Source organism: Vibrio sp. Vb1554, from assembly GCF_033344235.1.
The window spans coordinates 223,750-235,956 of record NZ_JAWPOJ010000002.1 but is presented as its reverse complement, the minus strand read 5'-3'; the positions used below and the strand labels follow the sequence as shown (position 1 = coordinate 235,956).

The 12,207-nt window shown below is 44.0% G+C and carries 14 protein-coding genes; 9 read left to right on the top strand and 5 right to left on the bottom strand.

From position 1 onward, the window contains the following. The first annotated feature begins 210 nt into the window (after positions 1 to 210). Genes slyA through R8N28_RS02935 form a run of 3 tightly spaced genes read left to right on the top strand, consistent with a single transcriptional unit; the run spans position 211 to position 2,810 of the window. Positions 211 to 666 (top strand): transcriptional regulator SlyA, encoded by a 456-nt coding sequence (gene slyA / locus R8N28_RS02945; RefSeq protein WP_017635177.1) that lies wholly within the window; start codon positions 211 to 213, stop codon positions 664 to 666. 35 nt (positions 667 to 701) lie between these two features. After that, positions 702 to 1,760 (top strand): HlyD family secretion protein, encoded by a 1,059-nt coding sequence (locus tag R8N28_RS02940; protein ID WP_065275182.1) that lies wholly within the window; start codon positions 702 to 704, stop codon positions 1,758 to 1,760. 12 nt (positions 1,761 to 1,772) lie between these two features. Further along, positions 1,773 to 2,810, top strand: a complete 1,038-nt coding sequence (locus R8N28_RS02935) for a DUF2955 domain-containing protein (RefSeq protein ID WP_065275183.1) — start codon at positions 1,773 to 1,775, stop codon at positions 2,808 to 2,810. A gap of 2 nt (positions 2,811 to 2,812) precedes the next feature. Here R8N28_RS02935 and R8N28_RS02930 read toward each other — a convergent pair whose 3' ends face one another. Continuing rightward, positions 2,813 to 3,475: a flagellar brake protein gene (locus R8N28_RS02930; RefSeq protein ID WP_064369362.1), complete on the bottom strand. Its 663-nt coding sequence runs from the start codon at positions 3,473 to 3,475 to the stop codon at positions 2,813 to 2,815. Between the two features lie 94 nt (positions 3,476 to 3,569). Beyond that, a complete protein-coding gene (locus tag R8N28_RS02925; RefSeq protein WP_065275184.1) occupies positions 3,570 to 4,496 on the bottom strand; it encodes a DMT family transporter in 927 nt (308 codons plus the stop codon). A 148-nt stretch (positions 4,497 to 4,644) separates the two neighbouring features. Between R8N28_RS02925 and R8N28_RS02920 the strand changes: the two genes are divergently transcribed. Continuing rightward, entirely contained in the window at positions 4,645 to 5,100 is a 456-nt protein-coding gene (locus R8N28_RS02920) for an Lrp/AsnC family transcriptional regulator (protein WP_005373581.1), read from the top strand. A 5-nt stretch (positions 5,101 to 5,105) separates the two neighbouring features. After that, on the top strand, positions 5,106 to 5,729 hold the full coding sequence (locus R8N28_RS02915) for a class I SAM-dependent methyltransferase (RefSeq protein WP_005373579.1): 624 nt from the start codon (positions 5,106 to 5,108) through the stop codon (positions 5,727 to 5,729). Between the two features lie 526 nt (positions 5,730 to 6,255). On the opposite strand, the gene R8N28_RS02905 is transcribed toward R8N28_RS02915, so the two are convergent. Continuing rightward, on the bottom strand, positions 6,256 to 6,804 hold the full coding sequence (locus tag R8N28_RS02905; protein ID WP_047101208.1) for a hypothetical protein: 549 nt from the start codon (positions 6,802 to 6,804) through the stop codon (positions 6,256 to 6,258). A 103-nt stretch (positions 6,805 to 6,907) separates the two neighbouring features. On the opposite strand from R8N28_RS02905, the gene R8N28_RS02900 reads away from it, so the two are divergent. From R8N28_RS02900 to secF, 4 genes are all read left to right on the top strand, one after another. Next, on the top strand, positions 6,908 to 7,576 hold the full coding sequence (locus R8N28_RS02900) for an SH3 domain-containing protein (protein WP_047101210.1): 669 nt from the start codon (positions 6,908 to 6,910) through the stop codon (positions 7,574 to 7,576). A gap of 168 nt (positions 7,577 to 7,744) precedes the next feature. Beyond that, positions 7,745 to 8,224 carry a hypothetical protein gene (locus tag R8N28_RS02895; protein WP_005373572.1) on the top strand — a complete coding sequence of 160 codons (480 nt, stop codon included), beginning with the start codon at positions 7,745 to 7,747 and terminating at the stop codon, positions 8,222 to 8,224. Positions 8,225 to 8,388: 164 nt separating this feature from the next. Continuing rightward, complete coding sequence (gene secD, locus R8N28_RS02890) at positions 8,389 to 10,227, top strand: protein translocase subunit SecD (protein ID WP_065275185.1); 1,839 nt, start codon at positions 8,389 to 8,391, stop codon at positions 10,225 to 10,227. A gap of 2 nt (positions 10,228 to 10,229) precedes the next feature. Beyond that, positions 10,230 to 11,132 (top strand): protein translocase subunit SecF, encoded by a 903-nt coding sequence (gene secF, locus R8N28_RS02885; protein WP_005373567.1) that lies wholly within the window; start codon positions 10,230 to 10,232, stop codon positions 11,130 to 11,132. 60 nt (positions 11,133 to 11,192) lie between these two features. Here the strand turns inward: secF and R8N28_RS02880 are convergent, their stop codons facing one another. Then, the gene (locus R8N28_RS02880) at positions 11,193 to 11,459 is read right to left on the bottom strand and encodes a hypothetical protein (protein WP_005373566.1); all 267 of its coding nucleotides are present in this window, start codon (positions 11,457 to 11,459) and stop codon (positions 11,193 to 11,195) included. A 15-nt stretch (positions 11,460 to 11,474) separates the two neighbouring features. Beyond that, positions 11,475 to 12,095, bottom strand: a complete 621-nt coding sequence (locus tag R8N28_RS02875) for a LysE family translocator (RefSeq protein WP_021035942.1) — start codon at positions 12,093 to 12,095, stop codon at positions 11,475 to 11,477. Positions 12,096 to 12,207: the final 112 nt, after the last annotated feature.

Genomic DNA, 12,207 nt, shown 5'->3' with positions numbered 1-12,207 from the left:
GACCCTTTTACTCTTATACAAATCAGACTTTATTGGTCTCGACGTTTGTTGTGTACATCGCTGCATTTCAAATTCAAACATAGTGTTGTGTTACTTAGATTTCTGCCCCTTCACTGACACACCCAATGTGATTTCAATCACAAAAAAATATTTACTTAGCGTGCTAACTATTTTATATTACTTAGCACGCTAAGTAATTGAGTAGTTCTTATGATTCAAGACATCAACAGTTTGCGAGACCTTTCTCTGGCTGAAAAATTATCTCGTGTTGCTCGTTTGTGGAAAATGGTTGCAGATCGCGAGTTAGAGCCTTTAAACCTAACGTATCCGCGTTGGACTGCGTTATGGAAGCTTTATCGAATGGGTGACAACATCAGTCAGAAGCATTTGGCTGAAGCGCTTGAGATCGAGTTAGCGTCGTTGATGCGAACATTAAAATTATTAGAAGAGCAATCTCTGATCGTTCGCCATTGCTGTGAACACGATAAGCGAGCACGTATTGTTAGCCTCACAGAAGAGGGGAAAACCCTACTAAAGCAAATGGAGGCTCGAATTCTTCAAGTTCGAAGCAAGCTCCTAACGGACATCAACGACCAGGAACTTCAACAGCTTTCATTGATTCTTGATCAGATTGCTCACAATGCGCTTGATTCACTTAGCGAATAAGTCAGAAAACCGAATAAAAAGAGAAGTAAACGCCTATGACTCCAGATCAAAAATTCGCACGTTGGATCAAATATTCTTGCGTCGCGTTTGTCCTTGTCTTTGCCTATTTTCTAGTTGCAGATCTCGCCATGCCGTTGACGCCTCAGGCAATGGCAACGCGTGTGGTAACTAAAGTGGCCCCCCGTGTGAGTGGGCAGATTACGCATCTTTATGTTGCCAACAACCAAGAAATAAGCCAAGGCGATCTACTATTTCAGATTGATCCCCTGCCTTATCAGCTCGCCGTAGAAAAGGCTCAACTTAACCTTGAGCGTGTGATTCAAAACAACGAACAACTTGATGCTTCTATTGCGGCGGCAAAAGCAGACGTTGAAGCGAGCAAAATCGTGGCGGAACAAAAAGTTCGCGAAGCGAAACGTCTTAATACCCTGTTTCACCGTAATGGTACTTCGCAACAACAGCGCGATGACGCACAGAGCAGCGCAACGGCAGCTAAAGCGAACTTACTGGCCGCACGTGCTCGTTTAAAAGAGTTGGAAGTAAACCGCGGTGATTTAGGCGCGACGAATGTGAATATCCGCGTGGCGCAAAACCAGCTAAAACAAGCGGAACTTAATCTGTCTTACACTCAAGTCTCGGCGGAACATGATGGCGTTGTCGCTAACTTGCAGCTGGAGACGGGGGCCTATGCAGCAGCTGGTACACCTCTTGTCGCTTTAGTCTCCGATGACGTGGATATCATTGCCGACTTTCGTGAAAAGAGTTTACGACACTTTAATCAGAACAGCCGTGCGTTAGTGGCTTTTGATAGCTTACCTGGTGATGTATTTGAAGCTCGTATTACGAGTGTGGATGCCGGGGTCAGCTCGGGTCAATTCGATGCGGATGGCCGCTTAGCAACACCAACTGACTCAAACCGTTGGGTGAGAGACGCGCAGCGCTTACGTTTACATTTAGCTATCGATGAACCTCAGCAGCGCGCATTTCCAGCAGGGGCACGAGCAACCGTGCAGTTGTTGCCAGAAAACGCATTATCTGGCTGGTTAGCGAGGTGCCAGATCCAATTCTTGAGTCTTCTTCATTATATTTATTAACGAGGAGGCGATATGAAGTTATGGGACCACCCCATGTCGGAAAACGACTTCCGTCAGTGTTTGCGCATTGCAACTGGTGCGACCATTGGTTTCACTTTATGTAAAGTATTTGGTTGGAACTATGGCGTATTCTTTACTGTAACCCCGATGCTGTTACTTGGAATGGTGCCAGTCATGAGTCTACATGCCGCACGACAACTGATTTTTTCAGCGGTTGTGTGTGGATTAGAAGTTGGTGTTCTTGGTGGGTTATTTGGTGGGCACCCTGGCATGATGACAATCATTGCATTCGGGTTGTTTCTGTATAAATTCGCCTGTATGTCAAAAGGGAGCTTATTCTTATTTGGAGCGAACAGCGTACTGAGCTTAAGCATCATGCTGCATTTTGCGAGTTATCCAACCACTGACTTAAATGACCTAATATTTAGCAATCTGCAAGCGAATGTTATTTCAGTGATCGTTGCTTATGTGGTGACATTTTTGATTCCCGATGCGGAACCTCGTCAGCCACCTGCGAAACCGTCGCAGCCTAAACAGAGTCATCGCATGCGTCATGAAGCCCTTATGGGGGCGAGTATCGCTACAATGTCTTTCCTTGTATTCCAGCTATTTGACCTCAGTGACTCTATGTCTGCTCAGGCGACAACCTTACTTTTATTGTTTCCTATGCATTGGAACGGTGCTTTAGGGTATGCGCGAAAAAGAGCAATGGGGACCTTGATGGGGGTGACCTTTGGTGTTGTCGGACAACTTGTATTATACGATTGGTCGGATACCTTATTGTTTATCGTCCCATTGCTTTGGATTGGTGCAATGATGTTCAGTTATATGCACGTGAAAGAGTCTAGCGGTTCGGGAGCCGGATTTGGCGGTTTAACCACATTAGGCATTTTGTTCGGCCAATATCTTACTCCGGATGGTGACTTAATGTTCAGTGCGCTGTATCGCGTGAGCAGTATTTTGTTTGCTATTGTTGCGACGCTGCTTGTGACCTATACGGTTCACAGAATACTCAACAGCTTTGAGGCGACGCGCTTTAGCGAGCAGTAAGTTCAGACGTTACTGGTTAGAAAGGATTGCTCCAGTAACTCTGTTTTTAGTTCGTGAGTCATCGCAATGGGACTGGCAAACTTAATTCCAACTACCCATCCCTTCACCAATTTCTTAATGTTGGCAATGACACATCGATTTTCTTCTCCGATATAGTGGCTTAACGGGCATTCGATGGTAACACTCTCACCCACGTTGAATTCGGGCTCAATCAAGGTTGATATACCAACACCTGCTAGAGAGAAATCGATAAGGCTACCGTCGTAGACATTCCCTGCATGAATAACGTTACAGTCCATTTGCAACTTGTAACGCTCATGTTCCCGAACTGGTTTGGTTGCAAATGTTCCTGGAATGCGGATAAACAAAAGGGGGGATGGTCGAACGGTCGTCGTCAGCACGCTGGACTTAAACGCAATGACATGGCCTAACTCCGTATCTGATACACCACGCACGATGACATCGGCGTTGGGGAGTTTTCTCATCACTTGCTCTTCAAGCAAACGCATTGGTATATCAAGAATCAAATAAGCATTTTCTTTCATCCCCAGATAGGTGGTGGAATACGTATATTGATCCTTAGGCCCAAATTCGAAATTAGTAGAAAGTTTCATTCCCGGTTTGAGAAACCTATGCAGTTCATCTTTAGTATGAGTGGCTGGCATCACATTGGCGTTTTAATTATTAGTTAAGCTGAGGCTATCAAAACGCCATTTTGTTATTCAAGATAGTAAGGCATAAGTTTTTGTAAAATCATCGCTATCTGTGAAGTGGTGGGCGATAAGTTTGGCTCATTCCACCTTTCATAAAGATTTGGCTTGCCACAATACTGCCGCATGTGACCAACATCAGCGCTAACCAAGTGAGAGAATCTGGTTGTTCACCAAAAATTGGAACGGCAAGAAGTGTCGCGACAACTGGAGTTAATGAACCAAAAGCTGCGCTGGCTTCGGCACCGATGATCCTAATTGCATAAATGAAAGTGAAAGAAGCGATTAAACCTGCGCCAACACCTTGTAGCATCGCGTGGCTAAATAACTCCTCCCATGGCCACTGGCTGAACGGTGTTACCACCAAATAACTGTCTACCCACCCGAAACCAACGGCGATGATGAGCAGAGCCAAAGACGCGATTGCAACGAATCCTGCACAGACGTGTGCATTAAGATTGGCGACACGAGCGCTGATGGTGAAAGCAGCCCACATGATGCTGCCAGTTAGAAACAGGATATGCCCTTGCAACTGAGACCAGTTGTACTCTGCGCCGCTATTAGAAAGAAGGAATACGAAAATCCCTAACAGCACCGTAGAAAGCCCGATTAAGCGGTGAGCACTCAGCGACTGTTGATAACAAAGTACCGCGATAGCAGAAACAAACAATGGCAAAGTGCCAGGTACTAATGCACTGCCGTGCGCCACGGGAGCGAAATGCATAGCCGTTCCGACGACCAGAAGATAGGGAAGGCCGCTTCCAACCACAACACCAACCAGGTAGCGTTTAGGCACTACGCGCAGCGACTGTTTATGCTTAATCACAAATGGTAATAAAATTATACTTGGGATTAGAAAGCGAACTAACGCGATATCGGCTGGCTGCAAGGCAGAAATTGCGCCCCCTTTTAAAGAAATAAAGAAACCAGACCAAAGCAGTAAGGTCGTTAATATAGCTGCGTATCCCAAGATCATTATCGACATGTCCATTTGTAAATGATGTGTTAATTGTTGAATAAAACTCTTGCCAAAGGGAGGCAAAGTTTGACGTAATTAGGCTTGATGTTGGTGATAAATTGCGTATAAGTGTTAATTGTTGGTGATTAAAGGCACGGAAGAATAAATGGATAAAATTGACAGGCAACTTATCAACCTAATGCAGAAGGATGCCACTCTGACAACGGCAGAACTTGCTGACCAAGTAGGGCTATCGGCATCACCTTGTGCAAGACGCATTAAGCGTTTGGAGCAGGAAGGTGTAATAAGTGGTTATCGAGCTATTGTGTCCAGAGACACTGTAGGCATCGCGATGACTGTATTTGTTGAAGTGAGTTTAAATAACCACCAAGCTTCTTCGATTGATGAGTTTGAACATGCCGTTGTTGAGATGGATGAAGTGATCTCATGCCATGTCGTATCAGGGGCCTATGATTACCTGTTAGAGGTGGTCAGTAAAGATCTCGCTGGTTATGAAACATTTACTAGAAAGTTACAGCGATTAGAAAATGTGAAAGATATTCATACCCACCTGGCGATTAGACAAGTGAAAGGAAATGGCAGTTTGCCGATTTATGCATAAGAAAGATGAAATTTTTCGATAGACTTAAGATTGCCCACTATCATCGAAAGCGATATAGACAGTTTGGTAAAGACAGAGCCCGAACTCTGGGATGGGCAGATAAGTATAGTCAGATCAGCCGTTTTGAGGCGTTGTGCCGAGGGTTAACGTTAGACGGTTCAAGTATTTTAGATATTGGGTGCGGCTACGGAGACTTGTTAGCGTTTATCGAACTTACGGGGGGGCTTCCTCAAAGCTATATTGGCATTGATCAGCAAAAACAGTTTATCTCTGAAGCCAGAAAACGAGATTTTCGTACGCAAAGTAAGTTTATATGTGGCGACTTTTCAACGTTGGTATTGCCTCGTTGCGACTTTGTTTTTGCTTCCGGATCATTGAACTATCAATCCACCAACCCAAATCATACCATTGAAATGATTGATAAAATGTACCGAGCGACAGAGAAAGGTTGTGTGTTTAACTTGTTGGATGAATCCAAACTACCCAGCATGAAAATGTTAGCGTCGCACAATAAAGAAGGTGTCTTTCGCTATTGTCGGTTGCTGTGTCCGAATACACGATTGATTGAGGGGTACTCCGAGCACGACTTTACGATTGCCATGATCAAAAAAGCGGAGTCCGTTTCCTGACTCCGCTTTATAAATTCTTAAGCCTTATTGGTTTTTGTATTGTGAGATTTCACAGTTACCTGTGTATCTATCAACCTTGAATGAGAACGCGGCTGAATGGTATTCCCTCCCATCACTCCATATTGTTTCTCCGAAGATTTTACACAGATCCAAATCACTGATTGAACCGAACTCTTTTACGTGCCTAACTACTGACAAAAACTTGGCTTTGGTAGCATTAGGACATTCCCTGTTACTTAATCGATTGATAACCATGTTTGTAGCATCATCTCCAGCCAAATGTGACTTTTTATTAAATTTTATTAATGGCTAAACTAACCAAAAAATGTCCATAAGTAAAGCATTAATGTGACGTATGTCTCTATAAATTGATTGTCTTGGTCATGGTTTAGTCAAGTTTGTCAAAAGGAACAATCCCATTATTTACATTTGATATCATTCACGACTAAGGAAAGATAAAAAGCACGAATAACGTCCAATATTGGAGTGAAAAACCAACATCGTCTATTCAGAACTGGCTCTGTTTTTACTTCGAAACATCTTGAGCGTATTGAAGCGCTCGAGCTTCTTTATCATAGACTTGTGACAGAGTTTGATATTGTGAAGAGAGGCGCTTGTAATCTTCAGCAAGTTCCAAAGCGTTGGTGTTATACCATTCCGCGGTTATTTGATTGGCTATTTTGTTTGACTCGCGGCACTTTTGGGCCAGTATCTCCCACCCATTTGCTGACCATTGGGATTGTGTGCTCAATTTAAGCAGCTGATTCGCTTTAGTTGTGAGCTCTTCTTTGTATTGAATCGATGCTTTTAATTGCGCTTTGAACACATTTTGGTTCGACTTGGCACGCCAAAGTAGCACGAGCTCATGCAGTGAAAAGGTTTCGGACAATAACTGACGCTGTTTATGTTCGGTTAAAAGTGTATTGAATACCTCAACATGCTGATTGTAATTGGACTCTAAACGATTGAATTGGGTAAGATTGTCATTCCACGACGATGGGTTACATTGAATATTGGCGTGCCCCGTTATCGGGAACAGAAGAAATAGTAGTATCCAATTGAGTCGGTTGATCATTATTGCTCGCGTTAGTTGACCTGCTCTTTTGAGTATATACCCAAATTTCTACGACATGCGTGCTGCTGGTGGGATAAGAATAAAGAATGAAAAGGAAAAGGGCATGAAGAAAATTCTCGTCGCATTGATTGTCATGCTGTTGCTCGGCGGAGCGGGGGCTGGATACTATTTCTTCTTTATGCAGAAAGATGAACCTGAAGCACCAAAGGCTACACAAGTCGAGCAATCGTCACTGCAAAAAGAAACATCCAAACCGATTCTGGATTTAGAAGCCGCTCCCCCGGAAGTTACCGAGTACTACGTTATTGAGCGTCGTGTCAATGTTTACAACAAGCCTAACCTTAATGCTTTAGTTGTCGATACGCTCTATAAGGGAGAAAAAGTATCGGTGTTAGAAAAAGTAGATGGGTGGTACCGAATCTCCGGTTATCTTGTCTATGAAGAGGGTGGAGAAGAAAAAGCCGAATGGTTGAATGCTGAAGGGTTATCGGATGCAGAGCCAGTTATTAAAGAGCAAGAGCGCTTAGAGATATTGGATGAATACCTACAGAAGTCGGATGATTTAAAAGTTCACTTGGATATTTTCCGTAAGAAAACACAGCAATTGTTAGACGATGAAACCTGTGATCCGAGTGATTTTGAGGAGCTCGGTGGTTGGGTGCGTTCTGTGACGTTCAAAAAGCGCAACGTTTACTTCATCTATTGTGGCGGTTTGGAGCAAGAGAATAAGATCTACTTAGATGTTGATAAGGGCGAGATTTTTTATCGATAGCTCACCACTAATTACACTCGTTCTCTAAAGACGTTTTGATAAAAGCAATAACGATGCAAACCTGAAATCAGAGATTTATAACTTTTTAGTTGTGAACCATAATCAATAGGAATACTATCATTAAGCCAAGTGACCTAACTTGGTTCTTTGTTTTTTTAGTGAGTTCCTATGCCTTGGATTTACCTTAGAAAATTGATTTTGCTGCTATTTGCAATGGTATTGCTACCAGTGCATGTATCTGCTGCGCAAATCGATCACAAGGCTCACGTACCGCACTTTTCTAAGCTACAACCTTTTGTAGCCGTAAGTGTATCGCCAAACTCTTCCGTCGATTTTTCTGAAGTTTCAGAAGAAAGCTCTCAATCTCCAGTATCTGAAGGTCATGCAAGTCTCGATTCCGTTGCTTTGTTTAACTCTCAGCGCTGGACGTCTTACTTACGGGAAGGGCTTGATGACGAGCACGTAGATTTTGTCGGCGATCTCACGACTCCGTTTTACGCTGATGCGGGTTACGCATACAGCTTGATGGACATTAACTGGCGTCACAACCAGTCCACATTTTATCATTTCACAAGCGATCATCGCATTTCTGGTTGGAAAGAGACCAATGCCATGTACGTCGCACTCAATAGTCAGTTTTCTGCCTAAACACCATCTATTTGCACCATTGTGCACTCTTAACACGACGATTGTATTCGACAGGACGTGAGCGTTCTGAGCATTTCATACCCTGAATTTATTCTGGGAGCATCTGTCGTGTGTTAAGCCTTGTTATTAAAAGCTTCACTTCATTGTGAAGGGATGATGTTTACATGAAAAAAACGCCAAAGCAGCAAAAGAACAGAAAGCTGATGAATCACTACTCAGCTTGGAAATATGTCGTATTAATCACGACAGTCATTATTTTAACCCTAAGTGCTATACCAACTTGGTTTGGCGAACAGCCTTCTATCCAGTTGACGTTTGCGGATCAAAACAACAGTGAAATGTCGGTTGTTCATCTGAATCAACTGCTAAAAACCAACCATATTTCAGCCGACAAAATCATCGAAAAAGACGGCAAAACAACCATTGTATTCGATGGTGAAGATGCGCAAAGTAAAGCTCGTGCGTTGTTAAACAAAGAGCTAAATAAAGACGACAGCATCACTTTCTCATACGTATCGGTTGCGCCAGAATGGTTGAATGAGATGGGCTTTAGCCCAATTAAGCTCGGTCTTGACCTTCGTGGTGGCGTTCAGTTTCTGTTGAATGTTGATGTGAATAAAGCGTTTGAAGAACAACGTGATGCGTTGATTGATGAAATTAAAGCGAACCTACGTGATCAACGTGTTCGTGGTGTGCAAGTTCGAGCAGAAAGTGGCAACCGAATTACGGTAAACAGTGACAGCGAGCAAGCATTGTCGGAAGTGAACAAGTTTTTGCGTCAAAACTACCCGGGCTGGATTTCAAAAAGTTCATCTCGTGGCTTTGTGCTTGAACCGAGTGAACAAAATATCCAAGAATTTCAATCGTCGACTCTTCAACAAAACCTGAAGATCATGCGTGGTCGTATTGAAGAACTTGGTATCACAGAGGCACTAGTGCAACGCCAAGGTAAAGAGAGCATTCGAATTGAGCTCCCTGGTGTACAAGATCCTGCTCAAGCGAAAAACGTTATTGGTGCAACAGCAAGCTTGGCGTTTTATGAAGTGAAAGATGCGAGCCAAGCACACAGCAGCCAAGATCTTGTTCTTCAAGATAATGACGGTCGTACTGTGATTTTGGCAAAACGACCAGTTCTAACGGGCGAGCACATCGTGAACGCTCGTGCTGGTGTCGACAAAATGGGCATGTCAGAGGTAAATATTTCTCTTGACCACGCTGGTGGTAAGAACATGAGTGACTTCTCAGCAACTCACATCGGCAAGCCAATGGCGACCGTTTACCGAGAGTACAAAACAAACGATCGCGGTGTAACTGAGCGTAGTGAGCGCGTTATCAGCGTCGCAACTATTCAATCTCAACTTGGTAGCCAGTTCCGTATTACTGGTGCAGGTAGCATGGACGATGCACAGCAGTTAGCGCTATTACTTCGAGCGGGTTCACTAACTGCGCCGGTTACTATTGTGGAAGAGCGAACAATCGGTGCTTCTCTGGGGGCAGAAAACATTGAAAACGGTTTTGCAGCACTGGCTTTAGGTATGGGACTAACACTGACCTTTATGGCACTTTGGTACCGCCGCTTAGGTTGGGTAGCAAACGTGGCGCTTTGTGCCAACATGCTTTGTTTGCTTGGCTTAATCGCCTTGTTACCAGGTGCGGTTCTAACGCTTCCGGGTATTGCCGGTTTAGTGTTAACCGTCGGTATGGCAGTAGACACCAACGTTATTATCTTTGAACGTATTAAGGACAAAATGCGTGAAGGCCGCAGCTTCGCTCAAGCGATTGATCTTGGCTTTGACAGCGCATTCTCGACCATCCTTGATGCCAACATTACTACCATGATCACCGCCGTGATTTTGTACGCCATCGGTAATGGCCCAATCCAAGGCTTTGCCTTAACACTCGGATTAGGTTTGTTAACCAGTATGTTTACAGGCGTATTTGCCTCTCGAGCAATGATCAATTTAATTTGGGGCCGCGATGCCCGTCGTGATGTGAGGGTTTAATCATGGTCGAAATGCTAAAACAAAATATTCGTAAAATTCGCTACTTTACTACGCTAGTTTCCATCATTTTAACGGTGATCGCGATCGTCGCTCTAGGCTTTAAAGGGTTGAACCTAGGTTTGGACTTCACTGGCGGTATGGTGACAGAAGTAAAGGTAGATAAGCAGCTAACTAACCATGATCTGCTTGACGTTCTGCAACCAAAGCTTGGTGAATCTGCGTCAGTGACACGCTCTGGTGAAGATGGCCGTTGGGTGATTCGTTACTCTGCGCCGGAAGATGGACAAACGTTGCCAAGTGTAGAAGAGGTGTTGAAGCCAATCTCTCACCAAGTTGATGTTGTCAGCAACAGTATAGTTGGCGCTCAAGTTGGCCAAGACTTGTTTGAACAAGGTGGCTTAGCATTGTTGATTTGTGTGTTGAGTATTCTCGGTTACTTGTGTTTCCGTTTTGAGTGGCGTTTAGCGAGTGGTTCACTGTTTGCTTTGGCCCATGATGTGATCTTAGTGCTTGGCTTCTTTGCAATTACTCAAATGGAGTTCAACTTAACCGTTTTTGCTGCTGTGCTGGCGATTTTAGGTTACTCATTGAATGACTCGATCATCATTGCAGACCGAATCCGTGAGCTGTTGATTGCGAAGCAGAGTTGGAAAACAGAAGACATCAATGACCAAGCTGTTATCGCGACGTTTTCACGCACTATGGTGACATCTGGTACGACATTGATCACTGTTGGTGCATTATGGATTATGGGAGGAGCGCCTTTGGCTGGTTTCTCAACCGCCATGTTTATTGGCGTTCTGTCGGGGACATGGTCTTCGATTTCGATTGGTACTGTGCTGCCGGAGTGGTTGAAACTGGAGCCGAAACATTATCTGCCTGTTGAGATCGACGCTGCGCCATAGCATCGTTCTTTTAAGGTAAAAGTGCTTGCGCCACTCATCTTGAGTGGCGCTTTTTTGTGCTTATTTCACGCGCATCAAGCGATGTTTCACAAGTCCCAAGTCGAACTCTAAGACTTGTGAGCGCTTCATTGCTTCGACTTTATTCAACATTGGCTCTTGGTAGCCTTTCTTCTTCATCCACTGAAGAGGTACAGAGAAAGCATCTTCATTAACGACATAAGACTCGCCTTTATGCTCACCGCTATAGACGTTCACAACCCAAACTCGGGCTTGAAAGTCCAATACTTCACCCATGACTTTAGCTATTTTATTCAGAATATTTTTCATTGTTTCCAGTTTGCCTTAGCTTAGTAGCAACCAGACACCAACTCCCATCATTAAAGTGCCTGCGATACGGTTCATTAGACGTACATTCTTAGACTGACCTAATACGTGTTTCAACCCTTTACCACCAGTAGCGTACAGAGACATGCAAATGAACTCAAACAGTAAAATAATGGAGACAAGTATGATCAGTTGCGGTGCAAGCGCTGCGTTTTGGTCTATAAAAGGCGGTAAAAGAGAAATCATAAATGCCCAGCCTTTTGGGTTTGCGATTGCGGTAACGAAGCCTTGCATGATCAGTGCGATATTGTCACTCTTTGGTGTTTCTAAGTTGTCGACATTAATCGCAAGTTTCCCTCGCGATCGCCACATTTCAACTCCAAGATAGAGTAAATAACCGCCACCAATGAACTTTAACGCGATAAACATCCAAGGATAATTGAGCATAATCGCAGCGATACCTAACACCGCAGAGACTGACACCAGCGCAACACCGAGAAGCTCTCCTATCATCATCCATAACGTGCGACGATAACCGATACTCATACCTAACGTTAGGGCGAGAGTCATGCACATACCAGGCGTGATTGAGACAAAAAAGAAAGTAGGGATGAACATACTGAGCAATGCAAGATTCATATCTGTTGATGATTTAGTGATTAAAGAGAAGCCACAAAGATAGTGCAAAGTGGAAAAGGATGCTACTACAAAGCGAGCGATTACTTTCACTAGTAGCTAGTTGATGTTCTTC

Coding starts and splice junctions, on each gene's coding strand:
- R8N28_RS02880 (WP_005373566.1), bottom strand. CDS start 11,459: ATGAAAAATATTCTGAATAAAATAGCTAAAGTCATGGGTGAAGTATTG.
- R8N28_RS02925 (WP_065275184.1), bottom strand. CDS start 4,496: ATGATCTTGGGATACGCAGCTATATTAACGACCTTACTGCTTTGGTCT.
- R8N28_RS02920 (WP_005373581.1), top strand. CDS start 4,645: ATGGATAAAATTGACAGGCAACTTATCAACCTAATGCAGAAGGATGCC.
- R8N28_RS02930 (WP_064369362.1), bottom strand. CDS start 3,475: ATGCCAGCCACTCATACTAAAGATGAACTGCATAGGTTTCTCAAACCG.
- R8N28_RS02875 (WP_021035942.1), bottom strand. CDS start 12,095: ATGAATCTTGCATTGCTCAGTATGTTCATCCCTACTTTCTTTTTTGTC.
- R8N28_RS02900 (WP_047101210.1), top strand. CDS start 6,908: ATGAAGAAAATTCTCGTCGCATTGATTGTCATGCTGTTGCTCGGCGGA.
- R8N28_RS02915 (WP_005373579.1), top strand. CDS start 5,106: ATGAAATTTTTCGATAGACTTAAGATTGCCCACTATCATCGAAAGCGA.
- R8N28_RS02940 (WP_065275182.1), top strand. CDS start 702: ATGACTCCAGATCAAAAATTCGCACGTTGGATCAAATATTCTTGCGTC.
- slyA (WP_017635177.1), top strand. CDS start 211: ATGATTCAAGACATCAACAGTTTGCGAGACCTTTCTCTGGCTGAAAAA.
- R8N28_RS02935 (WP_065275183.1), top strand. CDS start 1,773: ATGAAGTTATGGGACCACCCCATGTCGGAAAACGACTTCCGTCAGTGT.
- R8N28_RS02895 (WP_005373572.1), top strand. CDS start 7,745: ATGCCTTGGATTTACCTTAGAAAATTGATTTTGCTGCTATTTGCAATG.
- secF (WP_005373567.1), top strand. CDS start 10,230: ATGGTCGAAATGCTAAAACAAAATATTCGTAAAATTCGCTACTTTACT.
- secD (WP_065275185.1), top strand. CDS start 8,389: ATGAAAAAAACGCCAAAGCAGCAAAAGAACAGAAAGCTGATGAATCAC.
- R8N28_RS02905 (WP_047101208.1), bottom strand. CDS start 6,804: ATGATCAACCGACTCAATTGGATACTACTATTTCTTCTGTTCCCGATA.